Source organism: Kocuria sp. CPCC 205258, from assembly GCF_040981005.1.
In the GTDB taxonomy this organism is placed as follows: Bacteria; Actinomycetota; Actinomycetes; order Actinomycetales; family Micrococcaceae; genus Kocuria; species Kocuria rosea.
Window position 1 is genome coordinate 137,530 of sequence record NZ_JAVKPS010000004.1, and the last position, 26,343, is coordinate 163,872.

The 26,343-nt window shown below is 71.4% G+C and carries 29 protein-coding genes and 4 pseudogenes; 21 read left to right on the top strand and 12 right to left on the bottom strand.

From position 1 onward, the window contains the following. Nucleotides 1–29: 29 nt before the first annotated feature. The 7 genes from RF644_RS08945 to RF644_RS08975 all read right to left on the bottom strand — a co-directional run bounded on the left by RF644_RS08945 (nt 30) and on the right by RF644_RS08975 (nt 8,052). The gene (locus tag RF644_RS08945; RefSeq protein ID WP_017832829.1) at nt 30–1,031 is read right to left on the bottom strand and encodes a sugar phosphate isomerase/epimerase; all 1,002 of its coding nucleotides are present in this window, start codon (nt 1,029–1,031) and stop codon (nt 30–32) included. Nucleotides 1,032–1,077: 46 nt separating this feature from the next. Then, nucleotides 1,078–2,247 (bottom strand): Gfo/Idh/MocA family protein, encoded by a 1,170-nt coding sequence (locus tag RF644_RS08950; protein ID WP_368796260.1) that lies wholly within the window; start codon nt 2,245–2,247, stop codon nt 1,078–1,080. Continuing rightward, complete coding sequence (locus tag RF644_RS08955) at nt 2,244–3,113, bottom strand: sugar phosphate isomerase/epimerase family protein (RefSeq protein ID WP_368796261.1); 870 nt, start codon at nt 3,111–3,113, stop codon at nt 2,244–2,246. The genes RF644_RS08950 and RF644_RS08955 overlap by 4 nt, the downstream gene beginning before the upstream one ends. Before the next feature lie 100 nt (nt 3,114–3,213). Then, on the bottom strand, nt 3,214–4,446 hold the full coding sequence (locus RF644_RS08960; RefSeq protein WP_095651023.1) for a substrate-binding domain-containing protein: 1,233 nt from the start codon (nt 4,444–4,446) through the stop codon (nt 3,214–3,216). Then, nucleotides 4,446–5,543: an ABC transporter permease gene (locus tag RF644_RS08965; RefSeq protein ID WP_368796262.1), complete on the bottom strand. Its 1,098-nt coding sequence runs from the start codon at nt 5,541–5,543 to the stop codon at nt 4,446–4,448. The genes RF644_RS08960 and RF644_RS08965 overlap by 1 nt, the downstream gene beginning before the upstream one ends. Beyond that, nucleotides 5,540–6,547: an ABC transporter permease gene (locus tag RF644_RS08970; RefSeq protein WP_368796263.1), complete on the bottom strand. Its 1,008-nt coding sequence runs from the start codon at nt 6,545–6,547 to the stop codon at nt 5,540–5,542. Before RF644_RS08970 ends, RF644_RS08965 begins: the two co-directional genes overlap by 4 nt. Beyond that, nucleotides 6,544–8,052 (bottom strand): sugar ABC transporter ATP-binding protein, encoded by a 1,509-nt coding sequence (locus RF644_RS08975; protein ID WP_109268919.1) that lies wholly within the window; start codon nt 8,050–8,052, stop codon nt 6,544–6,546. Before RF644_RS08975 ends, RF644_RS08970 begins: the two co-directional genes overlap by 4 nt. 115 nt (nt 8,053–8,167) lie before the next feature. On the opposite strand from RF644_RS08975, the gene RF644_RS08980 reads away from it, so the two are divergent. Together RF644_RS08980 and RF644_RS08985 are read left to right on the top strand one after the other, a co-directional pair. Beyond that, nucleotides 8,168–9,388 (top strand): ROK family protein, encoded by a 1,221-nt coding sequence (locus RF644_RS08980; protein WP_368796264.1) that lies wholly within the window; start codon nt 8,168–8,170, stop codon nt 9,386–9,388. A gap of 229 nt (nt 9,389–9,617) precedes the next feature. Beyond that, nucleotides 9,618–10,334 (top strand): GAF and ANTAR domain-containing protein, encoded by a 717-nt coding sequence (locus RF644_RS08985; protein WP_368796265.1) that lies wholly within the window; start codon nt 9,618–9,620, stop codon nt 10,332–10,334. A 144-nt stretch (nt 10,335–10,478) separates the two neighbouring features. Here the strand turns inward: RF644_RS08985 and RF644_RS08990 are convergent. Both RF644_RS08990 and RF644_RS08995 read right to left on the bottom strand, forming a co-directional pair. Beyond that, nucleotides 10,479–10,742, bottom strand: a pseudogene (locus tag RF644_RS08990) (YciI family protein); the annotation flags it as partial. Between the two features lie 3 nt (nt 10,743–10,745). After that, a complete protein-coding gene (locus RF644_RS08995) occupies nt 10,746–11,240 on the bottom strand; it encodes a hypothetical protein (protein WP_368796266.1) in 495 nt (164 codons plus the stop codon). A 212-nt stretch (nt 11,241–11,452) separates the two neighbouring features. Between RF644_RS08995 and RF644_RS09000 the strand changes: the two genes are divergently transcribed. From RF644_RS09000 to RF644_RS09015, 4 genes are all read left to right on the top strand, one after another. Then, nucleotides 11,453–11,734 (top strand): hypothetical protein, encoded by a 282-nt coding sequence (locus tag RF644_RS09000; protein ID WP_368796267.1) that lies wholly within the window; start codon nt 11,453–11,455, stop codon nt 11,732–11,734. A 49-nt stretch (nt 11,735–11,783) separates the two neighbouring features. Continuing rightward, nucleotides 11,784–11,990: a hypothetical protein gene (locus RF644_RS09005; protein ID WP_035923991.1), complete on the top strand. Its 207-nt coding sequence runs from the start codon at nt 11,784–11,786 to the stop codon at nt 11,988–11,990. Nucleotides 11,991–12,125: 135 nt separating this feature from the next. Beyond that, nucleotides 12,126–12,548, top strand: coding sequence for a CBS domain-containing protein (locus RF644_RS09010; protein WP_368796268.1), 423 nt, complete (start codon nt 12,126–12,128; stop codon nt 12,546–12,548). 122 nt (nt 12,549–12,670) lie between these two features. After that, complete coding sequence (locus RF644_RS09015) at nt 12,671–12,859, top strand: CsbD family protein (RefSeq protein ID WP_368796269.1); 189 nt, start codon at nt 12,671–12,673, stop codon at nt 12,857–12,859. 86 nt (nt 12,860–12,945) lie between these two features. Here the strand turns inward: RF644_RS09015 and RF644_RS09020 are convergent, their stop codons facing one another. Next, nucleotides 12,946–13,785 carry an SDR family oxidoreductase gene (locus tag RF644_RS09020; RefSeq protein WP_368796270.1) on the bottom strand — a complete coding sequence of 280 codons (840 nt, stop codon included), beginning with the start codon at nt 13,783–13,785 and terminating at the stop codon, nt 12,946–12,948. Nucleotides 13,786–14,061: 276 nt separating this feature from the next. Between RF644_RS09020 and RF644_RS09025 the strand changes: the two genes are divergently transcribed. The 4 genes and pseudogenes from RF644_RS09025 to RF644_RS09040 all read left to right on the top strand — a co-directional run. Next, nucleotides 14,062–14,427, top strand: coding sequence for a hypothetical protein (locus tag RF644_RS09025; RefSeq protein ID WP_272026886.1), 366 nt, complete (start codon nt 14,062–14,064; stop codon nt 14,425–14,427). 130 nt (nt 14,428–14,557) lie between these two features. Then, nucleotides 14,558–15,439, top strand: coding sequence for a manganese catalase family protein (locus tag RF644_RS09030; RefSeq protein ID WP_368796271.1), 882 nt, complete (start codon nt 14,558–14,560; stop codon nt 15,437–15,439). A gap of 49 nt (nt 15,440–15,488) precedes the next feature. Next, the gene (locus RF644_RS09035) at nt 15,489–15,962 is read left to right on the top strand and encodes a DUF4383 domain-containing protein (protein ID WP_368796272.1); all 474 of its coding nucleotides are present in this window, start codon (nt 15,489–15,491) and stop codon (nt 15,960–15,962) included. A 139-nt stretch (nt 15,963–16,101) separates the two neighbouring features. Then, nucleotides 16,102–16,254 (top strand): annotated as a pseudogene (locus tag RF644_RS09040) (CBS domain-containing protein); the annotation flags it as partial. Between the two features lie 44 nt (nt 16,255–16,298). Here the strand turns inward: RF644_RS09040 and RF644_RS09045 are convergent. Continuing rightward, nucleotides 16,299–16,898, bottom strand: coding sequence for a hypothetical protein (locus RF644_RS09045; protein ID WP_368796273.1), 600 nt, complete (start codon nt 16,896–16,898; stop codon nt 16,299–16,301). A 26-nt stretch (nt 16,899–16,924) separates the two neighbouring features. Next, nucleotides 16,925–18,073 carry a zinc-dependent alcohol dehydrogenase gene (locus RF644_RS09050; protein WP_368796274.1) on the bottom strand — a complete coding sequence of 383 codons (1,149 nt, stop codon included), beginning with the start codon at nt 18,071–18,073 and terminating at the stop codon, nt 16,925–16,927. A 622-nt stretch (nt 18,074–18,695) separates the two neighbouring features. Here RF644_RS09050 and RF644_RS09055 point away from each other — a divergent pair. The 11 genes and pseudogenes from RF644_RS09055 to RF644_RS09105 all read left to right on the top strand — a co-directional run. Next, nucleotides 18,696–18,884: a hypothetical protein gene (locus RF644_RS09055; RefSeq protein ID WP_368796275.1), complete on the top strand. Its 189-nt coding sequence runs from the start codon at nt 18,696–18,698 to the stop codon at nt 18,882–18,884. Continuing rightward, a pseudogene (locus RF644_RS09060) lies at nt 18,874–19,401 on the top strand (M20/M25/M40 family metallo-hydrolase); the annotation flags it as partial. The gene RF644_RS09055 and the pseudogene RF644_RS09060, both read left to right, overlap by 11 nt. 179 nt (nt 19,402–19,580) lie before the next feature. After that, entirely contained in the window at nt 19,581–20,279 is a 699-nt protein-coding gene (locus RF644_RS09065; RefSeq protein ID WP_368796276.1) for a M20/M25/M40 family metallo-hydrolase, read from the top strand. A gap of 42 nt (nt 20,280–20,321) precedes the next feature. Continuing rightward, nucleotides 20,322–20,606 carry a hypothetical protein gene (locus RF644_RS09070; protein ID WP_368796277.1) on the top strand — a complete coding sequence of 95 codons (285 nt, stop codon included), beginning with the start codon at nt 20,322–20,324 and terminating at the stop codon, nt 20,604–20,606. 363 nt (nt 20,607–20,969) lie between these two features. After that, nucleotides 20,970–21,710: a GAF and ANTAR domain-containing protein gene (locus tag RF644_RS09075; protein ID WP_368796278.1), complete on the top strand. Its 741-nt coding sequence runs from the start codon at nt 20,970–20,972 to the stop codon at nt 21,708–21,710. Continuing rightward, on the top strand, nt 21,707–22,096 hold the full coding sequence (locus tag RF644_RS09080) for a hypothetical protein (RefSeq protein ID WP_368796279.1): 390 nt from the start codon (nt 21,707–21,709) through the stop codon (nt 22,094–22,096). Before RF644_RS09075 ends, RF644_RS09080 begins: the two co-directional genes overlap by 4 nt. Before the next feature lie 59 nt (nt 22,097–22,155). Beyond that, nucleotides 22,156–22,890 (top strand): ANTAR domain-containing protein, encoded by a 735-nt coding sequence (locus tag RF644_RS09085; protein WP_368796280.1) that lies wholly within the window; start codon nt 22,156–22,158, stop codon nt 22,888–22,890. Nucleotides 22,891–23,070: 180 nt separating this feature from the next. Further along, a complete protein-coding gene (locus RF644_RS09090; RefSeq protein WP_368796281.1) occupies nt 23,071–23,622 on the top strand; it encodes a hypothetical protein in 552 nt (183 codons plus the stop codon). Beyond that, complete coding sequence (locus tag RF644_RS09095) at nt 23,609–24,388, top strand: ANTAR domain-containing protein (RefSeq protein ID WP_368796282.1); 780 nt, start codon at nt 23,609–23,611, stop codon at nt 24,386–24,388. Before RF644_RS09090 ends, RF644_RS09095 begins: the two co-directional genes overlap by 14 nt. 258 nt (nt 24,389–24,646) lie before the next feature. Then, the gene (locus RF644_RS09100) at nt 24,647–25,615 is read left to right on the top strand and encodes an NAD(P)/FAD-dependent oxidoreductase (protein WP_368796283.1); all 969 of its coding nucleotides are present in this window, start codon (nt 24,647–24,649) and stop codon (nt 25,613–25,615) included. Between the two features lie 175 nt (nt 25,616–25,790). After that, nucleotides 25,791–26,240 (top strand): annotated as a pseudogene (locus tag RF644_RS09105) (acetamidase/formamidase family protein); the annotation flags it as partial. Nucleotides 26,241–26,343: the final 103 nt, after the last annotated feature.

Here is a 26,343-nt window from a genome sequence, read left to right on the forward strand (position 1 = left end):
GGGCCCGCCGGGGTGCCGCCCCGGGCCGGCTACTGCCGGAAGGCGGCGTCGAACGAGGCGCCGGAGGGGGCGAAGTCGAAGCGCTTCAGGAAGGCCAGGGCCTCGGGGGCGCCCCGGAGGCGGTCCATGCCGGCGTCCTCCCACTCCACGGAGATCGGTCCGTCGTAGCCGATGGCGGTGAGGGCCCGGAAGCTGTCCTCCCACGGCACGTCCCCCCGTCCGGTCGAGACGAAGTCCCAGCCGCGGCGGGGGTCGCCCCAGGGCAGGTGCGAGGACAGGACGCCGTTGCGCCCACCGCCGGTCCGCATCTTCGTGTCCTTGCAGTCCACGTGGTAGATCCGGTCCGCGAAGTCGGAGATGAACGCCACCGGGTCGATCTGCTGCCACAGGAAGTGGCTGGGGTCCCAGTTCAGTCCGAAGGCCGGGCGGTGGCCGATGGCCTCCAGCGCCCGGTGCGTGGACCAGTAGTCGTAGGCGATCTCGGAGGGGTGGACCTCGTGGGCGAAGCGCACCCCGCACTCGTCGAAGACGTCCAGGATGGGGTTCCACCGGTCCGCGAAGTCCTGGTACCCGGCGTCGATCACGTCCTGGGAGACGGGCGGGAACATCGCCACGTACTGCCAGACGGAGGACCCGGTGAAGCCGACCACGGTGTCCACGCCCAGTTTCCGCGCGAGCCGTGCGGTGTGCTGCAGCTCCTCGGCGGCGCGGGTGCGCACTCCCTCGGGCGTGCCGTCGCCCCAGACCCGGGGTCCCACGATGGACTCATGCCGGAAGTCGATCGGGTCGTCGCAGACCGCCTGGCCCTTGAGGTGGTTGGAGATGGCCCAGACCCCGAGGCCGTGGCGCTCGAGGATGTCGAGCCGGTCCTGGACGTAGGCGTCGTCGTCCCACCGCCAGGCGTCGAGGTGCTCGCCGGAGACGGCGATCTCCAGGCCGTCGTAGCCCCAGCCGGCCGCCAGCTCGGCGACCTCCTCGAGCGGGAGGTCGGCCCACTGGCCGGTGAACAGCGTGTAGGGGTGGTGTCCCATCGTCGGTCCTTCGGGTCGGGGAGAGCGGTGCTCCGCTCGTCCGGGGTCAGAGGTGGACGGTGGCGCCGGAGCGCGCCGCGCTGTCCGTCACGGCGGCGAGCACCCGCTGGACCTCCAGGCCGTCCTCGAACCCGGGGGCGGCCGGGGTCCCCGTGTCGATGGACCGCAGGAGCTCGGCGGCCTGGCTGGTGAACGTGTGGTCCCAGCCCAGGACGTGCCCGGCCGGCCACCACGCCCCCACGTAGGGGTGGGTGGCCTCGGTGACAAGGATCCGGCTGCTGCCCTGGGTGTCCGGCGGCGCGGTGGCGTCGAACAGGTGCAGCTCGTTGAGCCGCTCGAGGTCGAAGCGCAGCCCGCCCAGCGATCCGTAGACCTCGATCCCGAGGGCGTTCTTGCGGCCGGTGGCGCAGCGGGAGACCTCCAGGCCGACCACCGCCCCGGAGGCGGTGCGCAGGGTGGCCCAGGCGGCGTCGTCGACCGTCACCGGCTCGGGGCCGTCCTCCCCCGTCCGGGTGGGGACGAACGTGGTGAGCGTCCCGGAGACGGACGTGACCGGCGAGTCCAGGAGGAAGCGCACCTGGTCGACGGCGTGGGAGGCGAGGTCGCCGAGCGCCCCGGACCCGGCGGTCTCCCGGCGCAGGCGCCAGGTCATGGGCGCGTGCTCGTCGGCGAGCCAGTCCTGCAGGTAGCTGACCCGGACCTGCCGGACCAGGCCCACGCGGCCGTCCGCGATCAGCTGCCGGGCCAGTGCCAGGGCCGGCACCCGGCGGTAGTTGAAGCCCACCATGGAGTGGACGCCGCGGGTCCGGGCGGCGGCCGCGGCGGCCGCCATCCGCTCGGCCTCGGCCACCGTGTTGGCCAGCGGCTTCTCCACGAGCACGTGCTTGCCGGCCTCGAGGGCGGCCACGGCCATGTCGGCGTGCAGGTGGCCGGGGGTGCAGATGTCGACGACGTGGACGTCGTCCCGTTCCAGCACCGACCGCCAGTCGGTGCCGCTCTCCTCCCAGCCGTACCGCCGGGCGGCCTCGGCCACGTGCCCGGCGTCCCGGCCCACCAGCACCTTCTGCGCCACGCGGGGCGTGGGGTAGAAGGCGTTGACGTTGCGCCAGGCGTTGGAGTGGGCCTTGCCCATGAAGGAGTGGCCGAGCACGGCGACGCCCAGGAGGGCGCTCCCGTGGGCGGGGGGAGCGGCGGGGTCGGGCACGGTGGTGGTCATGGGTGTCCTCCTGGGGACCGGGCGGCGCACGAGCGCAGGAACGCCAGTCCGTCCTCGGCGAGCTGGTCCTGGCTCTCGGCCAGGGGCCGCCAGATCGAGGCGGCGGTGGCGATGCTGGCGTTGCGGGCGGTGAAGCTCTCGATGCTGAGGGCGCCGGTGTAGCCGACGGCGTCCAGGGCGTCGAAGATGCCCGTCCAGTCCGTCTGGTCCCCGCCGGGGGCTCCCCGGTCGTTGCCGCAGACCTGGACGTGGACGAGGTGCGGGCCGGCCGCCCGGACGGCGTCGGCGGAGGAGCGCTCCTCGATGTTCAGGTGGTAGGTGTCCAGGGCCAGCCCCACGCCGTGGCCGAGCAGCGGCCCGAGGGCCTCGAGCGCCTGGGCGGTGGTGTTGAGCAGGGACGTCTCGTAGCGGTTGAGCGGTTCGATGCCGAGGACCACCCCGGCGGCCTCGGCCTCGGCGGCCAGCGGGGCGAGACGGCGCCGCAGCTGCGCGTAGGCGTCCGCGCGCTCCGCCGCGTCCATCCGCCACACCCGGCCCGTGTGCGCGTAGAAGGGCCCGCACACGGCCGGCGCGCCGATGTCGTGGGCGAGCCGGATGCAGGCGCTGAGATAGTGCTGGGTGCGGGCGATCACGGCGTCGTCCGCCAGGACGAGCTCGCGCCCGGGCGCCATGGCGCCGACGAGCAGCGGGCTGAGCCCGCCGAGGGCGTCCCGCACCACCCCGGCCGAGAGGTCGCCGACGTTCTCCAGCGGGAGCTCGACGGCGTCGAAGCCCATGTCCGCGATCCTCGCCAGGAGCGCAGGCAGGTTCGCGTCGGTGAGGGGGGACTCCCACACCCAGGTGTTGACGGCGATCGGGCGCTGCACGGGTCTGCCTCCTCTCGGTGCGGTGGGCTGGATGGCGCCCCGCCCGCCGCCGGGGTCTCCCGGGGCCGGGCCGGTGGCGGGCAGGGCGCGGTCGGGCGGGTCAGGGGATGACGCGGTCCCGCCAGACGTCGGGGTAGCCCGGCAGGTCCTCGCCGCCGAACTTGGCGTAGTGGCCGTCGGGCATCCCCTCGTTGTCGGCGAGGAAGTCCGCCCGCTGCTCCTCGGTGATCGGCTCCTGCGGCAGGACCCACTCGGCGGGGACCTCCTCGCCGGCGAAGATCTGCTCGAGCGCCAGCAGCGGGGTGCGCCACTGGAAGTTCGAGTACACCGGGGCGAGGCCCGTCAGGCCGGTGTCCTCCCACTTGCGCAGGTAGCTCATCTCGTCCTCTCCGGTCATCACCGGGTAGTCCGCGCCGGCGTCCTCGAACGCCTCGATGGCCGCGACGGCGCCGTCGCCGGCGTCCATCCACACGCCCTGCACGTCCCCGGTGGCGAGCTCGTCGGAGATGATCTTCTTGATCTCGGTGGGGTCGGCGCCGGTGAAGTAGTCCGTCGCCTCGATCCCGTTCTCCTCGAAGATCCGCTCGGCCGCGGCCCAGCGCTGCTCCAGGACGTCGACGCCCGGGAGGATGCGCAGGGCCACCACCTTGTCCCCCTCCTGCAGGTTGTCCACCAGGAAGTTCGCCGAGTCGATGCCCCAGGCGAAGCCGCCGATGGGGTGGATGAACGTCGTCGCGCAGTCGGTCTCCACCCCGCGGTCGAAGACCACCACCGGTTTGCCGGTCTCGCACGCGCGCTCCACGGCGGGCGTCAGGGCGGCGGTCGAGTTCGGCGAGATGATGAACCCGTCGCACTCGCCCTCGGCGATGAAGTAGTCGATGTCGGCGATCTGCGTGTTGTCGTCGTCCTGGGCGTCGCGGGTCTCCATCTCGGAGATCACCCCGGAGTCCTGGAGCACCTTGAGCTGCTCGTTCATGGTGATCCACCCGGTCTGGCGCCAGGGGTTGGAGATGGAGGCGTTGGAGAAGCACACCTTCTGCGGGCCGTCGGCGGCGAACTCCCCGGTGGCGGTCGTCTCCCCGTCGATGTACTGCGTCCAGGGCTGCTCCGGGTCCCCTTCGAAGGAGGCGGAGCGCTGGTCGAGCTGCCGGTCGTACTCCGCCTGGTCGAACCACTCGTCACCGCCCTCCGGGGCCGGCGTGGCGGCGGCCTCCGCGCCCCCCGTCTCGGCGGGCGGCGGCTCCTCCATCGACTGGTCGGTGGTGCAGGCGGTCAGTCCCAGCAGCGCTGCCGCTGCCACCACGGTGATCCTTGACTGGATGCTTCGGCGCATCATGTTCCTTCCTCGTCGGTGCCCGGGGTGGGCGGTGCTGCGATGGCACGTCTCGGCTCCTGCGCCGCCGCGGTCCGGCCGCGCCGGCGGCGCTTCCAGGTCTGGGTGCCGGCGGCGACGGCGAGGATGATGATCGCGCCCTGGACGGTGTCCCGCCAGGTCGACTGGACCCCCAGGAAGTTCAGGAGCGCGAAGAGGGTCTCGAGGGCGAAGGCGCCGGCGGCCGCGGAGAGCACCCAGCCGCGCCCGCCGCCCAGCACGACCCCGCCGAGGACCACGGCGGTGATGGCCGTGAACTCGTAGCCGCGCCCCACGGACGGGTGCACGCCGGCGTAGCCCACGAGGATGATCCCCGCCACGGTGGCGGCCAGGGAGGAGAGCATGAACGCCCGGGTGCGCACCCACCAGACCCGGGCCCCGGTCAGCGCGGCGGCCCGGGGGTTGTCGCCCACGGCGACGAGCGTGCGGCCGTAGGGCCGGCGCATGAGCCAGAGGGCGGCGAGCGCGACGACCGTCACCAGGACCACCGGGTAGGGCAGGATCCCCAGGACCGGGACGTCCTGGATGCCGCCGCGGCCGATCTGCCGGAAGCTGTCGGCGGGGTTCCCCGTCGCGGCGCCGCCCGTCCAGTAGAGCACCAGCCCGAGCAGGGCGAGCATGGTGCCGAGGGTGACGATGAAGCTCGGCACCTTCAGGAGCGTGGTGACCAGCCCGTTGACCAGGCCCACGAGGGCGCCGAGGACGAGCATCAGGACCAGCACGGGCACCGTCCGGCTGTCGTCCTGGCCGATGAGGTTGCCGGCCACGAACACCTGGGCGGTGACCACCGAGCCCATGGACAGGTCGAACTCCCCGGAGACGATCACGAAGTACTGCCCGATGGCCGCGATGGCGATCGGCGCCGTGCGGCCGACGAACCGGATCAGCGAGCCCGGTTCGCCGAAGGACGGGTTGACGGCGACGGCCGCGACCAGCAGCACCAGGAGGAGCACGAATACGGCCCCGCCGGGTGTCCGCAGCCCGCGCAGCACGCGCTCGTGCCGCGGTGACCGGTTCTGCTGCAGGACCGCGGTGCGGTCCGTGACGGTGGCGCTCATGCCGTGACCTCCTGCGCGGTCCGTCCGCTCCGGTCGTCGAAGCGCGCGGGCCGGCTGACCACCCGGCGCCGGGCGTAGACGGCCACGGCGACGACGATGACGATGCCGCGGACCACGTCCTTGAGGAACGGGTTGATCTGCATCACGCTCATGATGTTGTCGATCATCGCGAAGATGAGGACCCCGCCCAGCGTCCCCACCAGCGATCCCTTGCCGCCCGCCAGGAGCGTCCCGCCCAGGACCACGGCGGCGATGGAGAGCAGGTCGTACCCGCCCTGGGACCCGATCGTGGGGCTGCCCACCCCGAGCCGCGCCGCGAGCAGCAGCCCCGCGAGACCGGCCATGACGGAGCAGATGACGTGGGCGGCCACGATCGGGGTGGCGGTCCGGATCCCGGACATCCGGGCCACCCGGATGTCCCCGCCGACCGCGTACATGTGGTGGCCCAGGCGGCTGCGGGTCAGCATGAGCAGCACCGCGCCCGCGCAGACCAGCATGATCAGCGTGGAGATGGGGACCGGGCCGATGCCCGTGGCCCCGATGAGGCGGAAGGTGACGGGGGTCTGCCCCGAGCTGCCCTTGTAGTTGGTGGCGAGGTAGCCGCTGACGACGAGGCCGGTGCCCAGCGTGGCGATGAACCCGTGGACCTTCAGCCCGGACACCACCAGGCCGTTGACCAGGCCGATGCCCGCGGAGACGACCAGGGCCAGCGCCACGCCGGGCAGGATGTTCCCGGGCTGGTTCGCCATGAGGCCGGCCGAGAGCAGGCTCGCGAGACTGATGACGTACGGCACGGACAGGTCGAGGCTCCCCACCAGGATCACGAGCGTCTGGCCGATCGCGATGAAGCCGAGGACGCTGGTCCCGGTGAGGATCGCGGAGATGTTGCCGGCGCTGACGAAGCTGCGCCCGGTGGCGCCCACGAGCACCGTGCCGACCATGATGGTGAGCAGCACCACGAGGTAGACGATGTGGGTGGACGTGAGCCTCGAGAACGCGTTCACGGTCTCGCCCCGTCCGTGCGGGCGCCGGTGGCCAGCCGCAGCACCTGCTCCTCGGTGCTGTCCGACGGGAGCTCACCGGCGATCCGGCCGTCGCGCAGGACCACGATCCGGCTGGACATGCCGAGGACCTCCGGCAGTTCGCTGGAGACCATGAGGATGGCCCTGCCCTCCGCGGCGAGCATGCGCATGAGGTTGTAGACGGCGATCTTGGCGCCCACGTCGATCCCCCGGGTGGGCTCGTCGAGCAGCACGACCCGCGGGTCCACGGCCAGCCACTTGGCGAGGACGACCTTCTGCTGGTTCCCGCCCGAGAGGTACTGGACCTCCTGGTCCAGGTCCCGGGCCACGACCTCCAGCGAGGAGAGGACCCCGGGGACGTCCTTGCGGGCCGCGGCGGTCCGCCGCGGGAAGACGGAGCGGATCACGCCCAGGGCGTTGTCCAGGATGGATTGGTCGAGGCTCAGCCCCTGGGACTTGCGGTCCTCCGTGATCAGGGCCACGCCCTGTCGGACGGCCTGCCGGGGCGAGGTGGCCGTGTACGGCCTGCCGTCCAGCGTCATGGACCCGCGGGTGAAGGGGTGGACGCCGAAGACGGCCTCCACCAGCTCCGTCCGCCCCGAGCCCTGGAGCCCGGCGACCCCCACGATCTCCCCGGCGCGCAGCGTCAGGTCGATGTCGTCGAGCTGGTCGTTGCCGCCGCCGTCGATCCTCAGGAGCTCCCGCCCCACCCCGGTGCCGGGCACCGCCTCCGGGAAGTAGGCGGAGATCGGGCGGCCCACCATCATCCGCACCAGGGCGGCGTCGTCCATGGCGGAGGCGGGCTCGGTGCCCACCACGCGGCCGTCCTTGAGGACGGTGATGGTGTCGCACAGGTCGAAGATCTCCTTCAGCCGGTGGGACACGTACAGGATGGCGGTGCCGCGCGCCCGGAGCCGGCGGACGATCGCGTAGAGCAGGTCCACCTCGGGGCCCGCGAGGGCCGCGGTCGGCTCGTCCATGGAGATGATGCGGGCGTCGTAGCTGATGGCCTTGGCGATCTCCACGATCTGCTGCTGGGCCACGGACAGCGAGCTCACGGTCGTGGTCGGCTGGATGCTGGTGATGCCCAGGTCCTCGAGCAGCTCGCTCGTCCTCGCGTTCATGGCCCGCCGGTCCACGAGCAGGCCCCGGCGCGGCTCGCGGCCGAGGAACACGTTCTCGGCCACGGTGCGGTCGGGCAGCAGGTTGAACTCCTGGAACACCGTTGACAGCCCGGCCACGTGCGCCTGGGTGGGGTGGTGGAACTCGACGGGGGTGCCGCCGATCTGCACGGTGCCCGCGTCCCGCTCGTGCACCCCGGCGAGCACCTTCATCAGGGTGGACTTGCCGGCGCCGTTCTCGCCGACGAGCCCGTGCACCTCGCCGGCGTGCAGCCTGAGGTCCACGTCCTCGAGCACCGGCACCCCGAAGAAGGACTTCGACAGGCCGGTGACGTCCAGCACCGGGGAGCTCGTGCGCTCGTTCATGCGGTCACTGTGACACGCACCACAGAGTTCTGTCGACAGTCCTGCAAAAGTTGTTCCCTCACTGTGCGTTTGTGACGTGCTTGACCCCCCTAAGGGGGCGTGCTCTACTAAAAAAGTGCTACAGAGTCCTCCGTCGGCGCCGTCGCCGCGCTCCTCGGACTCGCCCGCCCCGGGGGCGAGCGAAGTCTTCCAGCTGCTGCGCGACGGCCGCCCGAGGACCCGGGCGGAGCTCGCCCAGCTGACCGGGCTGGCCCGCTCCACCGTGGCGTCCCGCGTGGACACCCTCATGACCCTGGGGCTCGTCGCGCCCTACGGCGGGGCCGCCTCCACCGGGGGGCGCCCGCCCTCGCTCTTCGCCCTCAACCCGGGCGCCCGGGTGGTGGTCGGCGCGGACGTCGGGGCGACGCACGCCCGGGCGATCCTCGCGGACCTCTCCGGCCGGGAGCTCGCCGAGGAGCGCCAGGCGCTCGCGATCGGCGAGGGCCCCGACGCGGTCCTGGGCTGGCTCGTGCGCACGGTGGCAGCGCTGCTCGAGCGCGCGGACCGCCCGGCCGCGGACCTCGCCGCCATCGGCATCGGGCTGCCCGGCCCCGTGGAGCACGAGACGGGCCGGCCGATCAACCCGCCCATCATGCCGGGGTGGGACCGTGTCGACGTCCCGGCCCTCGTGCGGGCCCACTACGACGTGCCCGTGCTGGTGGACAACGACGTCAACATCATGGCCCTGGGCGAGCGCAGCTTCTTCTGGCCCGGGACCACCGAGCTGATGTTCGTCAAGGTGGCCACGGGCATCGGTGCGGGGATCATCTCCGGCGGCGCGCTGCAGCGCGGCGCCCAGGGCACCGCGGGGGACCTCGGCCACGTCCGGGTTCCGCGCGGCGACGAGCTGCTCTGCCGCTGCGGCAACACCGGCTGCCTCGAGGCGCTCGCCGGCGCTCCCGCCCTCGTGCGGACGCTCAACGAGCAGACCGCCGGCACGCTGTCCACCAGCCAGGACGTGATCGACCTCGTCCGCTCCGGGGACCCGCTGGCCGTGCGGGTGATCCGCCAGGCGGGGCGGGACATCGGGGACGTCCTGGCCACCTGCGTGAACCTCATCAATCCCTCCGTGATCGTGATCGGCGGCAGCCTCGCCCAGGCCGGGGAGCACCTGTTGGCCGGCATCCGGGAGGTCGTCTACCGGCGGTCCCTGCCCCTGGCCACGCAGCACCTGAGGGTGGCGCCCTCGGTCGCCGGCGAGCGCGCCGGCGTCATGGGGGCGGCGGTGCTGGCCATCGACCACGTCCTGTCCCCGGAGTCCATCGAGGCCGCGTGCGCGGCCCTGAGCACGGGCTGAGCCCACCCGTCGCAGCAGCGGGCGCCCCCGCCGGGATCCTGTGCGGGCCGCAGCACGGACCGGTGCGGAGACGGCCGTCCGCCGCCCTCGACAGGCCCGCTCGTTCCCGTCCGCAACGAGTTCCTCCGGTCCCGGGTCCTGACGGCCGATCGAGGTGGAGACTGGGGGAATGGGCACGGACACGGGACGAACGACCAGGTCGGACCCCCGCCGGGACCGGACGAGGGCCGTGGACGCGGACCTGGCCCGGCGGCTGAGCGACCTGGCCCGCACCCTGCAGGGCGAGACCGACGTCCAGGGCACCCTCGAGGCCATGGTCCGCGCGGCGGTGGAGCTCATCCCCGGGGTGGTGGAGGCCTCGATCTCGGTCGCCCGGCGGCACCGCGGCATCGAGTCCCGGGCCGCCTCGGGCGCGCTCCCCCGCCGGGTGGACCGGCTGCAGCAGGACACCGGGGAGGGACCCTGCATGGACGCGGCCTACGAGGAGCGGATCGTCCACGTCCCCGACTTCCGCCACGAGGACCGGTGGCCCCGGTTCGCCCCGGCCGCCCTGGAGGCGGGAGCGACGTCGATGCTCGCGTTCCAGCTCTACACCGACGGCGACGTCCTCGGGGCGCTCAACGTCTACGGCGCCGACTTCGCCGCGTTCACCGACGAGTCCGAGGAGATCGGCCTGCTGGTGGCGGCCCACGCCGCGGTGGCCTTCGCCGACGCCCAGCAGGTCGGCCACCTCCACGAGGCTCTGGCCACCCGGGACCTCATCGGTCAGGCGAAGGGCGTGCTCATGGAGCGGTTCAAGATCACGCCCCAGCAGGCCTTCGTCCTCCTCGCGACCGCCAGTTCCCAGACGAACACCAAGCTCCGGGACGTCGCCGAGCGGCTGGCCACCACCGGCGTCCTCACCGGCGAGCGCCCCGAGGAGTCAACCGCTCCGGGGGGGCCCTGACCGGTGCGGCCCGGTCGCCCCACCGGGCAGCCCCGCGTTGAGCCGTGCGGCCTGCAGCACGAGGTGGTCGCGCTCGGGGAGGCCGGACGCCGACCGGGCGGCCGCGGCGTAGAACCGCGCCGCGGTCACGGGGTCGCCGTCGCGCTCGTGGATCGGCCTCCCGCCCGCCCCCGGGGCCGCGGACAGCTCGGCGGCCAGCTCGAGCGCTCGGTCGTTGGATTCGACGTCGATCACCATCCAGCCGGCGATCAGGTCCCTGGTCTCGGGGAACGGGCCGTCGGTGACGGGCAGCCGCCCCTCGCCGCCGTAGCGGACGAACGTGCCCTCCGGGGACAGCGCCTGCGCGTCGACGAACTCGCCGGTGCCCTCGAGCCGGGCGGCGAAGTCCGACATGTGCTGCAGGTGCGCAGGTCAGCGGGTGAACTCACCACAGGCCTGCAGCAGTGCCAGGGCCGAGGCGGTGGTGGTGTCCGTGATCCGCCCGGAGCACAGGTGCTGGAGCAGCTGCTGTTCATCGGCCCACTCCACCCCGGGGATGCCGGCCGGCTCCAGCGCCTCTCCGTACTCGGCATCGGTCCGGCGCGCCACTGCGAGCAGCACGTCGATCCGCTCCTCCTTGCGCTGATCGGCGTAGAGGATCCCCAGCGGAGCGATCACCGCCGCGGACATGCCCTGCCCGAACTCCTCCTCCAGCAGCACCGCCGCCCCGGCGCGCAGTTCGTCGGGGTCGACCACCGGGCCCTGCGGAAAGATCAGCATCTGCCCGCCCGGGTCCAGTTCGGCCTGCACCAGCCCGTAGCGGGTCCGGGCGCCGGAGCCGTCGTGCACCCTCGGAATCACGACGATCGAACGCTGGGCTGGTACGGGGTGCAGCATCGCCGGTCGGTCCGGAGCGACGTCAGTCATCAGGCAGTCCTCATGTCGGGGAACGCATCGGCGCCTGCGGACTCGGAACCCGCAGGCGATGCGCACGAACAGCCTACGATCGACTGCTCAACGCGGCCCGGGAGGAGCACGTGCGGGACCTCCACAGGCCCCTCTCCCAGGTCCCAGGGTGGTTCCGCTCCGTGAGTCAGGTCACTAAGGTGGGAGGCACGGCTCAGCACAGGAGGTTCTCCATGACCACCCCGAACAACGACGACGCCCCGGACCTCGACGACGTCATCGAGCCCGAGGGCGACGCCCTGCCCGACCCCATCTACCAGGGCCACGCCGGGATGCCCGAGCATCTCGACGACGAGGCACTGGCCGCAGCCACCGAACAGGAGCGGGTGGCCGCCGGGCTGACCGACTACGCGCCCGGGCAGGTCCCACCGGCCACCGACCCGCTGCCGGAAGACGCCTCCGAAGCAGCCGACCGCGCCCAGCGGGGTCTGCTCGAGGAGGACGGGAACGCCTGACGGGCCGTCCCACCGAAGTACGCCGTCCCATCCCTGCAAGGAGATCGACATGGCCGAGCGAGGCAACACCAAGCACAGCGCGGAACTGGACGACCAGATGAAGCACGAGGTCGCCGGCGAGGTGGCCGGCATCCAACCCGACCACGTGGAGGAGCACCGCCAGACCGAGCCCTGGGTCGACGACACCGACGACCCGGAGGTGCGCTCCGCGGTGGAGGAGCGCGAACGCGCCCCCCGCCCGGACACCCAGCAGTAGCGCCCCGGGGAACGGGGCGGGAGACCCGCAACGAACACCGACCCGTCACCGCCCGGGCGCACGGGTCGTCACAGGCACACGCAACCTGAGCACACCGGTGCTCGAGTCACTTTCCACCTCGGAGGAGGACCAGCTATGACCACGGCACGCGAGATCATGACCGGCGGCGCCGAGTGCATCGGGGAGAACGAGACCCTGGAGGAAGCCGCCCGGAAGATGAAAGACCTCGGCGTCGGCGCGCTGCCGATCTGCGGGGAGCACAACCGGCTCATGGGCATGGTCACGGACCGCGACATCGTCATCAAGTGCCTGGCGATCGGCACCGACCCCCGGGCCGTGAAGGCCGGTCAGCTGGCCGAGGGCAAACCGGTCACGATCGGCGCCGACGACAGCGTGGAGGAGGCGATCAAGACGATGAGCGAGCACCAGGTGCGGCGGCTGCCGGTGATCGACGGCCACGACGTCGTCGGGATGCTCAGCCAGGCGGACATCGCCCGGTCCATGCCCGAGGACCGCGTCGGAGAACTCGTGGAACTCATCTCCTTCGACCAGTACTGAGGACCCGTTCCGGAAGATGCCCGACTGGGCCCGGACACTTGGACGGCCCCGGAGCGTCAACGACGTCCGCCGACCAGGCATCCGGGCCGAGGAGGCCCCCTGACCGGGAGAAGGGAGCACCTGTGGGACTCAGGGACAAGGCCGGTGCCGCCGCGGACAAGGCTGCCGGTGCCGCCAAGGACAAGATCGGCGCCGCCACCGACAAACCCGGACTGCAGGCCGAAGGCCAGGCACAGAACGCCGTGGGTCATGCCCGACAGAGCGGGCACGACATCGAGGACACCGCCCGCGAGATCGTGGACGACGAGTGATCAGCCCCACCCCCGCCCCGGGCGGAAACCCTGTCCTTCCGCCGGGGTGAAGCGCCTCGCCGGTCTCGCGAGCGGAGGATCCGGGCTCAGAGGATGGGCTTGCCACCGGTGACGGCGACCCGCGAGCCGGAGATGTAGCTGCCGTCGTCCGAGGCCAGCAGCACGTAGACGGGCGCGAGCTCGGCGGGCTGGCCGGCGCGGCCCAGAGGGACGTCGTCGCCGAAGGCCCCCACCTTCTCCGCGGGCATGGTCGCCGGGATCAGCGGCGTCCAGATCGGGCCCGGGGCCACGCTGTTCACCCGGATGCCCTTCTCGCCCAGCATCTGTGCGAGCCCGGCGGAAAAGTTCGCGATCGCCGCCTTGGTGGCCGCGTAGGGCGCAAGCTGCGGGGACGGCTGGTCGGACTGCACCGAGGAGCTGCCGATGATCGCCGACCCCGGAGGCATGTGGGGCACGGCGGCCTTGGTGAGGTGGAACATGGCGCCGACATTGAGCCGGAACGTGTAGTCCCACTCCTCGTCGCTGATCTCGTCGAGGCTGTCGCGGCTCATCTGGTAGGCGGCATTGGAGACCAGCACGTCGATCCGGCCGAACTCCTGCACGGCCCTGTCGACGACAGCCCGGCAGTGGGCCGGGTCCGAGAGGTCTCCGCGGACCAGGACGGCGCGGCGCCCGGCCTCCTCGACCCAGCGGGCGGTGTCCTGGGCGTCGTCGTCCTCCTCGAGGTAGGCGATCAGGACGTCGGCGCCCTCGCGGGCGTAGGCGATCGCGGCGGCACGGCCGATGCCGCTGTCTCCGCCGGTGATGATGGCCGCCTTGCCCGCGAGCTTGCCGGAGCCGCGGTAGCTGTGCTCGCCGCAGTCCGGGACGGGGGTCATCGCGGCCTGGACGCCGGGGACCTCCTGCTGCTGCTCTGGCTGGCTCATGGCGTGGTCCTTCCGTGGTCGAGTGGTCCGGACGGTGCACGCGCTGCTCACCGAGCTACCCCAATGATCAGCACACTGTCCACTTTAGATGCTCGCGGCCGGGTTGTCGTGCCCCGGCCCGCGGGAGCGGCCGGGGAACTGCTCCAGCACGAGGGGCGCACGAGCTGACGGTACGAATTCAGCAGATCCCTGGCCCACGTGCGACGAGGCGAGTACCGTGGGGAGTGGTCCAGAAGGTGGCCATGAGACAGATTGCATGCGACGAAGGATGCTCTCATGGACCACAAGCTCTCCGTCCTCGTCCAGATCGACCTGGACGGCGCCTATGTGCGACTGATCGTCACCGGGTGTTTGACCGAGGCCAACCAGCACGTCCTGTATCCGCTGGTGCGCCGTGCCCGGACGCTGATCCCCCCGGTGACCGTCAGCGTTGATCTCGCCGCCGCCGGCCACGTGGAGCCGAACGCTCTGGACCTGTTGCGCTGGGCGATCGACCACGACGACACCCTGCAGGGGGTCAGCCCGGTCGAACTGCTGATCCCCAACGGCCTGCCGACCCACGGGCCTACCCCGCTCCCACCCCGCACCGCCCGCAGACCCCGGGGCGGGACGTCCCCGAGCGCCCGGCCTCAGCTCATCTGATGCCCCGTTCATTCAGTAAGCACGCTTCCCTTTTCGGGGCCGGATCACTAGCGTGGAGATCAGAGCCGGGAATCACGGGCGCGGAGTGCCGCGCCACCGCCGGCCACAGCAGTCGATGACGGAGGTCAGCATGTTCTTGCACCAGCAGAAGCTCCAGTACAAGTCCACCCCGGAGGCCCCGGACGCGGTCTACGCGCGCAAGCTCCAGGAGGTGATCGGCGGTCAGTACGGGGAGATCACCGTGGCCATGCAGTACAGCTTCCAGGCCTGGAACGCCCACATCCCGGGCAAGTACCGGGACCTGCTCTTCGGCACCGCCGCCGAGGAGTTCGGTCACATCGAGATGCTCGCCACGATGGTCGCCCAGCTGCTGGAGAAGGCCCCGCTGGGCATCACCGAGGACGCGATCCAGGCCGACCCGGCGGTGGCTGCGGTGATCGGCGGCACCGACCTGCAGCACGCCATCGTGGCCGGGGCCGGAGCCCGTCCGGTGGACTCGATGGGCAACCCCTGGTCCGGGTCCTACGTCACCGCCTCCGGGAACCTCCTGGCGGACATGACCGCCAACGTCAACGCGGAGATGCAGGGCCGCACCCAGGTCGCCCGGCTCTACCACATGACCGACGACAAGGGGATCCGGGACATGCTGTCCTTCCTGCTGGCCCGCGACACCATGCACCAGAACCAGTGGATGGCCGCGGTGAAGGAGCTCCAGGCCGACGGGCTGGAGCAGATGCCGGTGCCCTCCAACTTCCCGCAGGCCAAGGAGGCCACCGAGTTCTCCTACGACTACTACAACTTCTCCGACGGCGCAGCCGCCGCGGAGGGCTCCTGGGCCTCGGGGCCGACCCCGGACGGGCACGGGCAGTTCGGGTACCAGGACACGCCGATGGCGGGGGTGCCGATGCCGCCGCCCACCCACCCCGACGCCCGGTTCTACGGCACCACCGAACAGCCCAACATCATGGAGAAGGCCGCCGGCACCATCCAGGACAAGCTCAAGAAGGAATAGCCGGCGGCCCACCGCACGGCCCTGAACCAGCTCGAGGAGAGGAGCGATCATGACCACCCCCGCCGCCCGACCCGGCGACCGCACGACCCGCCGCTCACCCGTCCGCACGGCGGCCCTGCTCTACGGGACCGTCTTCCTGCTCGTGGGCGCAGCCGGATTCATCCCCGGCCTCACCACGAACTACGACCAGCTCATGGTCGCCGGCCACCAGTCCGAGGCCATGCTCATGGGCGTCTTCCAGGTCTCCATCCTGCACAACCTCGTCCACCTGCTCTACGGCATCGCCGGCATCGCCCTGGCCCGGACCGTGACGGGGGCGCGGAACTACCTGCGCTGGGGCGGTGCCGTGTACCTGCTGCTGTGGCTCTACGGCCTGCTCATCGACAAGGACTCAGGGGCCAACTTCGTGCCGCTGAACACCGCCGACGACTGGCTGCACCTGCTCCTGGGCCTGACCATGGTCGGGCTGTCCTTCCTGGACCGGAACACCCACGACCGGACCGCCGGCAGGACCCGCACCTGAGTCCCACCGACGGACACCATTCGCGCCCATGAACCGACGAGAAGCGGCTCCCCACCACGGGCGGGGAGCCGCTTCTCACCGGTCCGGCGACCGAGCCGCACACCCATTGGGTCCAGGCACGTTGTCAGGAGAAGATGCACTCGACGTCGGTGCCCTGCCGATCTGCGGGGAGGACAACCGGCTCAGTGGCGTGGTGACCGACCGCGACATCGTCCTCAAGTGCCTGGCCACCGGCGGAGACCGCCGCACCGTGACCGCCGGGGCGCTGGCCGAGGGCAAGCCGGTGACCATACCCATGCTGCTGGTGCCGATCGGCGGACGACCGTCCCGGTTCCATCAGCTCCCTCGCCCGCGGTGGATCAGCGTCCTGATCACTGCGACGGCCGCTCCAGCGCCCAGCACCCAGGGGCCTCCCACGATGATCGGGTCCAGCCATTGGTGGGAGAGATCAGCGCGGCGGGTCCCGATCCGTGAGGACAAGCCGTGCCGGACGGGCTCGGCCAGCACTCCGGTCTCGGTGACCGGGTTGTCCGGGCGCAAGGTGACCCATGAGGTGAAGTGGCTCTGCCAGGCGTCGACGCGGTCGGCGGCGAGGAGGATGAGCCAGTGCGCCGCCCGTGCCTCGCTGTAGCGCTGGTAGGCGTGCCGGCGCAGTGCTCCCGGCAGGCCCTTCGACGGGCACGCGGTGCCGAAGACGGGGGTCAGGTGCGCGTGCTCGATCGACCGTTCGCGCGGCCGGTGCTCGGGCTGCGCCTCCGGGTACTCCCAATGCGCTCCTGTGCCCGCCGGGTCGTAGCGCAACTTCGGCACCGAAGGACGGTCGGCCGGGTCCAGGTCCGCGCCCCAACCGGGGATGCGCGCCCGCAGCGCCTCGCGCGAGACGGTGCGCCGGGCCTCACCAGCGATGTACGGGGTGTGCTCAGGTGTGCTCGCCATGGTCTCGGTTCCCCTCCTTGGCCGTCTCACCCGGTGCCGGGGACGACGAGTGTCTTGATGCAGCCGTCGAGCTTGGACGAGAACATGTGGTACCCCTCGGCGATGTGCTCCAGGGGGATCCGGTGGGTGACGATGTCACTGGGGGTGAGGTAGCCGTTGCGGATGTGCTCGAACAGCCGCGGCCACTGCCGCTTCACCGGGCACTGGTTCATCCGCAGCGTCAGCCCCTTGTTGAGGGCGTCGCCGAACTTCACGGCGCTGAACATCGGCCCGTAGGCCCCCATCACCGAGATCGTCCCGCCCTTGCGCACGGAGTCGATGGCCCAGTTCAGCGCGACCGGCGACCCGCCCTGCAGCTTGAGCTTGGCCGCGCTCACGTGCTGGGTGAAGTTGCCGTCCGCCTCGGCGCCGACCGCCTCGATGACGACGTCCGCGCCCAGGTAGTCGGTGGTTCTTTTCAGCTCCACCACGATGTCGTCGTGCTCGGCGAAGTTGAACGTCTCGGCGTGGGCGAACCGGCGGGCCTTCTCGAGCCGGTACTCCAGGTGGTCGACCACGATCACCCGTCCCGCACCCATCAGCCACGCTGACTTCGCGGCGTACAGCCCGACCGGACCCGCCCCCAGCACGACGACGGTGTCGCCTTCGACGATGTCCCCGAGCTGGGCACCGAAGTAGCCGGTGGCCACGGCGTCGGTGAGCAGCACCGCGTCCTCCTCGTCCATCCAGTCGGGGATGATCGAGGGTCCGACGTCGGCGAAGGGCACCCGCACGTACTCGGCCTGACCTCCGTCGTAGCCCCCGCAGGTGTGCGAGTAGCCGTAGATCCCGCCTACGGCGGTGGCGTTGGGGTTGACGTTGTGGCAGTTGGAGTACAGGCCCCGGGCGCAGAACCAGCAGGACCCGCAGTACACGTTGAACGGCACCATGACCCGGTCCCCGGGCTTCAGGTGCTCCACGGAGGGGCCGACCTCGTGGACCACCCCGACGAACTCGTGGCCGAAGGTCGTCCCGACCCGGGTGTCCGGCATCATCCCGTGGTAGAGGTGCAGGTCCGATCCGCAGATCGCCGCGAGCGTGACCCGCACGATCGCGTCGTTGGGGTGCTCGATCCGCGGGATGTCCTTCTCCTCCACCCGGATCTTGTACGGCCCCCGATAGACCATCGCTCGCATCCGCGCCACCTCGGCTCGTTGACCTGGTTCATCAGTGGACTTCCGATGCACGACAGCGTCCCACCGCGCCCCGTCGGGGTCAACCCCTGAATTCCGGCAGGACGGCGTCCCTCACCGATATAGCAAGGGCGCTGAGGCAGATGTGACGGTTCGGCGGCGGTGGCCCAGCACCCGCCAGCCCTGTCCGCGCAGAAAGTCCCTGCTGCGATACCTGCGGCAGAAGTCTCAGGTGTCTGCGTCCTGCTGTTTTCCTGGTCGCGGTCTGCGGCTTTCGGCGTTTCCCCTGTGGGGCCCACGATGGTGGAAACACGGTCGACAAGGAGTGGTCTGGTGCGGTCTTTCGGTGTGGAAGAGGAGCTGTTGCTCGTCGATGCGGTGACTCTGAGACCGTTGGCTGCCGCTTGCGGGCCTGGTCCTGGCGGGCCGCCCGCTCGGGGGTCGAGGGTCAGCTGGTGAGTCCGACCACGGGTGCTCCGACCGCGGCCGGATCCCATCCGGCCATGATGCGCCGGTCCGGCATCACCTGACCCGGCCGGCCCTGGTCAGGCCAGGGGCGGGCCCGTAGCCTGAGGGCAGGTTCAGCAGCGAGCCGGGACCATCTCGTGGCGAGGGAGCCATGCTCATGGAACTGCAGCTGTGCGTGACCGTGGAGGCCGCCCCGGAGGGCGCCCAGGTGCGCCCCATCGTCACCGGCGACCTCGCCGCATCCGACCACCAGGCCCTGTTCCTGTTGGCGAAACGGGTCCGGGGGTTGAGCACCCGATCCCTGTGGGTCGGGGCGAGCCGGAGAGGACCCGGCCATGTCCGCTGAAGAGGCCATCAAAGCCTACTTGGGGGCCCACACCGATCAGCTGCTGGCCGGGTTGGTGGAGTGGGTGCGGATCCCCTCGGTGGCCGGGGTCCCGGAACGGGCTCACCACCTGGTGCGCTCGGCCCACTGGTTGGCCGGGGAGCTGCGCGACATCGGGTTCCCGACCACGGAGATCTGGGACGGGGACCAGGGCCCGGCCGTCTACGGGTCCTGGTGCGAGTCCCCCGGGGCGCCGACCGTGCTGGTCTACAGCCACCACGACGTGCGCGCGGTCAAGGAGCAGAACTGGGACCAGACCTCCCCCTTCGACCCGGTGGCCCGTGACGGGCGGCTCTACGGCCGCGGGACCTCCGACGCCAAGGGCCAGGTCACCGCCCACCTGTGGGGAGTGCGGGCGCACCTCGCCACCACCGGGCGCGAGGTCCCGGCGGTGAACCTCAAGGTCCTCGTCGAGGGCGAGGAGGAGGCCGGCTCCCCCGGCCTGGCCGCCCTGCTGGAGGACCACACCCAGGAGCTGGCCGCGGACGTGGTGATCTTCTCCGACACCCTGCTGTGGCGCACCGACCACCCGGGATTGTGCACCGGGGTGCGCGGAATGCTCGGGGCGCACCTGGAGGTCTACGGCCCCTACACCGACATCCACAGCGGGGCCGTCTCCGGGGTCGCCCCAACCCGGCCCTGGAGATCAGCAGGCTCTTGGCCCAGCTCTACGACGAGCACGGGAGGATCACGCTGCCCGGCTTCTACGACAACGTCGCCGAGATCACCGCCGCCCGGCGGGCGGAGCTGGCCGCTCTGCCCTTCGACGAGGCCGACTGGCTGGCGCGTTCCCACACCCGCAGCATCGGCGGGGAAGCCGGCTACACCGTGCTGGAGAGGCTGTGGGAGCGCCCCGCCCTGGAAGTCATCGCCCTGGTCGCAGGGGACCCGGTCGGAGTCTCACGGGCCACGATTCCCTCGATGGCGGCCATGGACCTGAGCATCCGCACCGTGGTCGGGCAGAAGGTGCACGAGGTGGCCGAGCAGTTGCGCCACTGGGTGGGCGAACGGGTCGGGGAGGGCTACGGGTACGACCTGTCGATCTCGGTCGAGACCGCCCAGGAGGCCTACCGCACCCCCGACACCCCGGCCATCGGAGCCCTGGACCGAGCCATGGCCGCCGGCTTCGGCGTGGGCGAGGTCGGGCGGATGGGCAACGCCGGTGGCGGGCCCGCCGAACTGCTGGCCACCACCCTTCAAGCGCCGGTGGTGTTCTTCGGCGCCGGGCTGGTCGAGGACAACTGGCACGACAGTGACGAAAGCGTACGCACCGACCTGCTGACCGCCGGGGCCGCCACCCTGGCCCACCTGTGGGAAGACCTGGGACGCCACGGCACCGGACACACCACCGGATAAGAACCAGCACAGGATCTCGGACCGACATCGTGGGAGGAGCAGATGGACGACACCACTGCCGGGTTCACCCAGGCCTGGCTGCTGATCGAGGCCATGGATCGTGAGCGGTTCACCCTGGACGCCCTGTGGTCGGGCTACCTCGGGCAGGGCGGGAACGTGGAGCAGTTCGAGATCGAGGCCTACCTGCATCAGTGCCTGCACCTACCGGCCTTCCAGCGCGACATCCTCATCCACGCCGCCAACCACCTGCTCGAGGCCCACCACCAGCGCCCACTGCCCTACACCCGGGACCTGCTCCACGGCGCGGACACCACACCCGACGAGTAGCACCCCGACCCAGGGACTCGGCGCCGACCCCCAGCCGAGTGGATTGCCGCCAGCCGTGCCCTGTGTAAAGCGCATGTCCTCCAGCTGCCCCGTCATCCCGATGAAAGTAGAGGGGGACACTTCGTGCGGGACATCTGCAGGGAACCACTGCCGAAACGCTCCGGACGCGAGCCGGAGGCAGCTGACCCCTGGTCTTGCCACTGCCGCAGTTGCTCGGCGGGCCAGCCGGATCGCCCGGGCCGCGCCATAGGCAGTAGACTGATGGATAAGAGAGGGTTGGCCGGCCTTGACGCTCTCTTCGCTGACGGAGTCGGCAGCGGCTACCGCGCCAGTCCGACCACCCCGCCGAACCGCGAGCACCCCATGTCTTCTGCCTCCTTCGAATCCTCTCCCGGTGAACTGATCGCCGTCTTCGCCCACCTGCACGGAATGCTCCTGTCCGAGGAAGATGCCACCACCGCGGTGCATCAACTCGCCCGGGCCGCCCACCAGATGATCCCGGGTGCGGCCGGGGCCGGGGTGTCGTTGCTGGACGAGCACGGCACCCGGGTTTCTTCCGCCTCCACCGACAAGGTCGTGGAGACCGCTGATGCCCTGCAGTACGAGCTGGGGATGGGTCCGTGCCTGAGCGCGTGGGCCACGCAGATGCCCCAGCGCATCGCTGACACCACCACCGAGACCCGGTGGGCGGCCTGGGAATCCGCGGCCGCGGAGGCCGGGATCCGTTCGGTGCTGAGCACCCCGCTGGTGTACCGAAGCCATGCTCTGGGGGCGTTGAAGGTCTACGCCACCGCCCCTGCCGCTTTCGGGGAGGCCGAGGAGCGGCTGCTGGGGCTGTTCGCCGATGCGGCGGCCACCCTGCTCGGTGCCGCCCAGACCACCGACGCCCCGGTGCGCCTGAGTGCGTCCCTCAAGGCAGCGCTGGCCACCCGGGAGACGGTCGGGCTGGCCGCCGGTGTCCTGATGGCCCGGGAGCACCTGGACCCTGAGGCCGCCCGATCGCTCCTCTTGGGGCAAGCCCACGCCCAGGGGCGGCGGGTGGCCGAGGTCGCCGCCGAGATTCTGGACCGTGGGCCGGAGGACGCCCAGGACCGAGGCCGATGAGGCCGGTGGGCGAGGACAACCAGGACGACGAGGCGGCGGTGGGCTATGAGCAGGCCCGGCGTCTGCGAGCCACGATGGTCGCCGCCGGCATCGACCGGCCCCGATTATGGTTGTACTACTTCGGCGTCGGCGGGAACGTCAGCGAGTTCGAACTCGACGCCTACCTGCACCACTCCATGCTGTTGCCGCGGCTGCAGCGGGATTTGCTGGCCCAGGCCGCCAACGAGATCCTGGCCGATCTGGCCCCACCGCAGGCCCCGTACGCTGCGGACCTGGCAGACGACCACACCTCATTGGGCAGGGACCGTGCTGCGACGGAGCACAGCTCCCCGGTTCAGGGCTGCGATGTGCCCGACCACGACGACCCCGGACCCCCCGAGCGCTAGACCTGCGCGCTGCCCACCGGGCACGGGGGGTTGCGCCGAACCGACACGAAGGAACGACCATGACAGATCCCCCGACGGGCGGTTCGCCCGTGGCCCAGTTGCAGGATCAGCTGCTGGCCACCGAGGACATCACCGATTTCCTCAACGATTTCACCGCCACCATGGCCCAGGCCCTGTCCACGGACGGGGACGAGGTGTGGTGCGCGGTGACCCTGTTGCGCCCGAAGCGCTCGACCACCGTGGCCGCCTCCAGCCCGCACGCCGAGGCGCTGGACGAGATCCAGTACCACTACGGCGACGGCCCCTGCCTGACCGCGGCCCGGGAGCACCGGCTGGTCTACGTCCGGGACACCCGCACCGACCCGAGGTGGCCGGCCTACGGGCAGGCCGCCGCCGAAGCCGGGATTCTCTCGGCCCTGGGGGTGCCCATGGAGCTGGGCGGAGAGGCTGCTGCGGGTCTGGACGTCTACGCCGACACCCCCAACGCTTACGACCAGGCGATCCTCGAGGTCATCCGGCGTCAGGTGGTCGAGGTCTCCACCATCCTGCGGCTGGCGGTGCGCCTGGCCCGCCACCGCGACACCGAGGCGGATCTGCAGGCGGCGATGGCCTCGCGGACCACCATCGATCTGGCCGTGGGCATCGTCATGGGCCAGAACCGATGCACCCAGGAGAAGGCCTTCGAGATCCTGCGGGCCGCCTCCAGCCACCGCAACATCAAACTGCGGGATGTGGCCGCCGATCTGGTCGCCACCGTGGGCAAAGGCCCGGCCAGCACCCACTTCGACGCCTGAGGAGAACGGCGGAGCATCCCAGGGGCCCAGTGTTCCCGTTGCTCCGCCCGGCAAGGACAGGTCCGCGCGGCCACCAGCAGCCCGATCTCCTCCGATTGAGCGTCGAAAGCATGGGCCCGGGATCCGTAGAGGTTCAGCGCCCCGAGGTTGTCGGCCCCGATCCGCAGCTGGGAGCAGAGCATGGACATCGCCTTTGCCTCGGCCGCGGCCGGGGCGAAAGCCGGCCAGCGGGGTCGTCACGGGCCGTCACGGCTTGCGCCTCGGTGGAGCAGCGGAAGGACGACTCGTCGCATAGTAAGCCTGCTGGTCACCTGTGCGCGGATCGACTATTCTGGAGCTCCGGTCCAGCAACAGGCCGCGACCCCCTTCGCGCCGAAAGCTGCTGTTGTGACCCACAAGCTCTCCGTGACCGTCCAGATCGATCTGGACGGTCAATCCCTCCGGGTTCTCGCCGCCGGGTGCCTGACGGCAGCCAGCCAGCGGGCCCTGCACCCGCTGATCCGCCGGGCCCGGACGCTGACTCCCGGCATCCACGTCACCGTGGACTGCACCGGGGCCCATCACGTCGAGCCCGCCGGGGTGGAGCTGTTGCGCGCGGCCACCGACCACGACGAGGCCGCGGAGATGCTGCGCCCGGTCGAGTTCCTGTTCCCGGATCCTCTGCCGGATTCCTTCGGTGACCTGAGGTCGCCGAGGTACCACCAGGTGGTGTCCGCTCATGCCGCATCCTGAGGTCACCAGCTCTGCAGGGCTGGCCGAGATCGCCGAGGTGCTGATCGGACTGGGCCGGGGGATGCGCACCGGCACCGACGGGTCGGTGCTGGTGGCGGTGGCCCGGGCCGGCGCCCACCACGTCCGCGGCGCCCGGTGGGCCAGCGTGACCGTGACCCACCACGGGCACTTCCGCACCCTGGCCGCCACCGCCCCGGTAGCCCAGCACGCCGACGCTCTCCAGCACGAACTCGGTGCAGGACCGGGGGTGGACCCCGCGCCCGGGGAGGACGTCTACCGCTGCGGGGACCTGGCGGAGCGGTGCCGCTGGCCCGTGCTGGGCGCCCGGTTGCACCAGCGGCTGGGACTGGCGAGCCTGATGAGCTTCCGGCTGCACCTGGTCGGGGAGCCGGAGACGGTCGCGGCCCTGCACCTCTACTCCGACGCCCCGAAGGCCTTCGGCGACGACGCCCTGACCACCGGGGGCCTGCTGGCCGCCCACGGGGCCTTGGCCGTGTCGGCCCAGCTGCACCGCCAGCGAGCCAAGCACCTGGATCGCGCCCTCGCCCCCGCCCGAGAGATCGGCACCGCGGTGGGCGTGCTGATGGCCCGCTACGGGATCCCCCGCCCGGAGGCCCTGGAGATGTTGCGCGCCGCCGCACAGGACTCCCACCGGCCCGTGGCCGAGATCGCCGCCGAGGTCGCCGACACCGAGATCCATCGACTCCCACCCATGCCCACCGCCACCCCGGGCCGTCCCCGGGCGGTCACGGGGGCGACCCCATGACCCCCAGTAGGGCAAGCGGCGTCGGTGAGATAGGTGCCTGTCGAGACGCCGACAGCCCCCCAGGGGCAAGGTTGCCGTCCCGCTCCCGGCCCCAGCGGGTGCAAACCGTGCAGAGCCCTGGTCAGAGGCGGTTCTGCCTCTCCAGCCTGAGGGCGAGGTCCAGCAGCGTCAGGACTTCCTGGCCGCGCGGCACGGCGGCAACCGGCCAGAAGAAGACCAGCGCCCGACCGGCGCCCGGCTGCGTACTGAGGAGAAGCGATGAGCCATGATCTGCCGTCCGCTGTGGATGCCCTGGTCGTGGGTGGTGGTGTCGCGGGCCTGTCTGCGGCTACCTGGCTGGGCCGGTACCAGCGCTCCACCCTGGTGATCGATGCCGGGCAGCACCGCAGCCGCTTCACCGACCACACCCACGGCCTGCTGGGCCGGGACCCTATCAGCCCGCACACGCTGCTGGCCGAGGCCCACGCCGGACTCGACCAGTACCCCCACGTGATCCTCCACGACGGAACGGTGGTCGCCCTGGAGCGCACCGAGGACGGCCAGTTCCTGGCCACCGTCGACAGCAAGGAGATCACTGCCCAGCGGGTCGTACTGGCCACCGGGGTGCGGGACCAGTTCCCGCGCATTGCCGGCTTCGAGGACCACTACGGCACGGATGTCTACCACTGCCCGGCCTGCGACGGATTCGACGTCCGGGGCGAGGCGGTGATCGCGCTGGGCACGGGTAGCCACATGCCCGCCTATGCCTCGGAGATGTTGGATTGGACCGACACCGTGCGGGTCGTCACCGACACCACCGACCGGGCCTTCGCCGAGGACCAGCGCGCGTCTCTGTACGAGCACGGGATCGAGGTCGTGGACGGCGTGGCCGAGGCCCTGCTCGGGGCGCCGGGGGCGTTGGAGGGCCTCCGGCTGGCCGACGGGAGCCTGGTGGAGGGCACCACGGTGTTCTTCTCCTACGCCCACCACCCCACCAACAGCCTCGCCGCCCGCCTGGGGTGCGAACTCGACGACGAGGGCCACGTCGTCGTCAACGTGTGCCAGCACAGCAGTGTCGAAGGGGTCTATGCGGCCGGGGACATCACCCCGGGCCTGCAGCTCGTGCCCATTGCCATGGCCCAGGGCGTAGCCGCCGGAGTCGCCTGCGCCACCTCCCTGCGTGGTCACGGCACCACCGACCGGGCGCCCGATCCGGCCCCACCCACCCACCGGTTCACCACAGGATGATCACCGGCAGTCACCAGTGGAGCGACCCACAGCGCTGAGGCCGGCCGCAGTCAGTCCCGAGGCAAGGAGTCCGGGACGATGGGGGTCACTTCACCGCCTCGGTTCCGACTTGTCGTGTCCGGGTGGCTGCATGAGTCCCCCATCCTGGGAAGCGTCCCTCAGGCGGACCTCCCCCCGCGTGGCGCTGGAGGCCGCCCAGACCGCCCCACCGCGGGAGAACGGCGGCAACCAGGACATCAAGGACCTCGCCCGGGGCAGCCGGGTGTTCTGCCCGGTGTTCGTCGACGGAGCGAACCTCTCGGTCGGGGACCTGCACTTCTGTCAGGGCGACGGGGCCATCACCTTCTGCGGAGCGGTCGAGATGGGCGGTTGCCTGGAGCAGCCCCTCGACCGCATCCCCCGTTCCGAGGGACGGACCTCCTTCTCCGGCATCTCGGTCACCGTCGACGATCACCAGACACACCTGGACCCCTACCAGGCCTACCAGCGGGTGTGCCTGCACGCCATCGACTGCCTCAGCGCCTTCGGCCACTCCCCCGAACAGGCCTACCTGCGGCTGAGGGCCGCACCCCTCGAGGGACATCTCTCCAGCGTCGTCGCCATCCCCACCGCGAGCGCGACCATAAGCTGCCGCGCCGGACCACCCGCCGGAGTCGACGAAACCGAAGCTCTGCCGCCCGGCAAGGATCCCCGCCACGAGCCGCACGAGAGCCACAACCGTCCCCGCG

Coding starts and splice junctions, on each gene's coding strand:
- RF644_RS09030 (WP_368796271.1), top strand. CDS start 14,558: ATGTTCTTGCACCAGCAGAAGCTCCAGTACAAGTCCACCCCGGAGGCC.
- RF644_RS09005 (WP_035923991.1), top strand. CDS start 11,784: ATGGCCGAGCGAGGCAACACCAAGCACAGCGCGGAACTGGACGACCAG.
- RF644_RS09000 (WP_368796267.1), top strand. CDS start 11,453: ATGACCACCCCGAACAACGACGACGCCCCGGACCTCGACGACGTCATC.
- RF644_RS09045 (WP_368796273.1), bottom strand. CDS start 16,898: ATGGCGAGCACACCTGAGCACACCCCGTACATCGCTGGTGAGGCCCGG.
- RF644_RS09095 (WP_368796282.1), top strand. CDS start 23,609: ATGCCGCATCCTGAGGTCACCAGCTCTGCAGGGCTGGCCGAGATCGCC.
- RF644_RS09070 (WP_368796277.1), top strand. CDS start 20,322: ATGGACGACACCACTGCCGGGTTCACCCAGGCCTGGCTGCTGATCGAG.
- RF644_RS08975 (WP_109268919.1), bottom strand. CDS start 8,052: ATGAACGAGCGCACGAGCTCCCCGGTGCTGGACGTCACCGGCCTGTCG.
- RF644_RS09100 (WP_368796283.1), top strand. CDS start 24,647: ATGAGCCATGATCTGCCGTCCGCTGTGGATGCCCTGGTCGTGGGTGGT.
- RF644_RS09075 (WP_368796278.1), top strand. CDS start 20,970: ATGTCTTCTGCCTCCTTCGAATCCTCTCCCGGTGAACTGATCGCCGTC.
- RF644_RS08965 (WP_368796262.1), bottom strand. CDS start 5,543: ATGAGCGCCACCGTCACGGACCGCACCGCGGTCCTGCAGCAGAACCGG.
- RF644_RS09020 (WP_368796270.1), bottom strand. CDS start 13,785: ATGAGCCAGCCAGAGCAGCAGCAGGAGGTCCCCGGCGTCCAGGCCGCG.
- RF644_RS09090 (WP_368796281.1), top strand. CDS start 23,071: ATGGACATCGCCTTTGCCTCGGCCGCGGCCGGGGCGAAAGCCGGCCAG.
- RF644_RS09050 (WP_368796274.1), bottom strand. CDS start 18,073: ATGCGAGCGATGGTCTATCGGGGGCCGTACAAGATCCGGGTGGAGGAG.
- RF644_RS09010 (WP_368796268.1), top strand. CDS start 12,126: ATGACCACGGCACGCGAGATCATGACCGGCGGCGCCGAGTGCATCGGG.
- RF644_RS09085 (WP_368796280.1), top strand. CDS start 22,156: ATGACAGATCCCCCGACGGGCGGTTCGCCCGTGGCCCAGTTGCAGGAT.
- RF644_RS08960 (WP_095651023.1), bottom strand. CDS start 4,446: ATGCGCCGAAGCATCCAGTCAAGGATCACCGTGGTGGCAGCGGCAGCG.
- RF644_RS09035 (WP_368796272.1), top strand. CDS start 15,489: ATGACCACCCCCGCCGCCCGACCCGGCGACCGCACGACCCGCCGCTCA.
- RF644_RS08995 (WP_368796266.1), bottom strand. CDS start 11,240: ATGACTGACGTCGCTCCGGACCGACCGGCGATGCTGCACCCCGTACCA.
- RF644_RS09080 (WP_368796279.1), top strand. CDS start 21,707: ATGAGGCCGGTGGGCGAGGACAACCAGGACGACGAGGCGGCGGTGGGC.
- RF644_RS08945 (WP_017832829.1), bottom strand. CDS start 1,031: ATGGGACACCACCCCTACACGCTGTTCACCGGCCAGTGGGCCGACCTC.
- RF644_RS09025 (WP_272026886.1), top strand. CDS start 14,062: ATGGACCACAAGCTCTCCGTCCTCGTCCAGATCGACCTGGACGGCGCC.
- RF644_RS08950 (WP_368796260.1), bottom strand. CDS start 2,247: ATGACCACCACCGTGCCCGACCCCGCCGCTCCCCCCGCCCACGGGAGC.
- RF644_RS09055 (WP_368796275.1), top strand. CDS start 18,696: ATGGAACTGCAGCTGTGCGTGACCGTGGAGGCCGCCCCGGAGGGCGCC.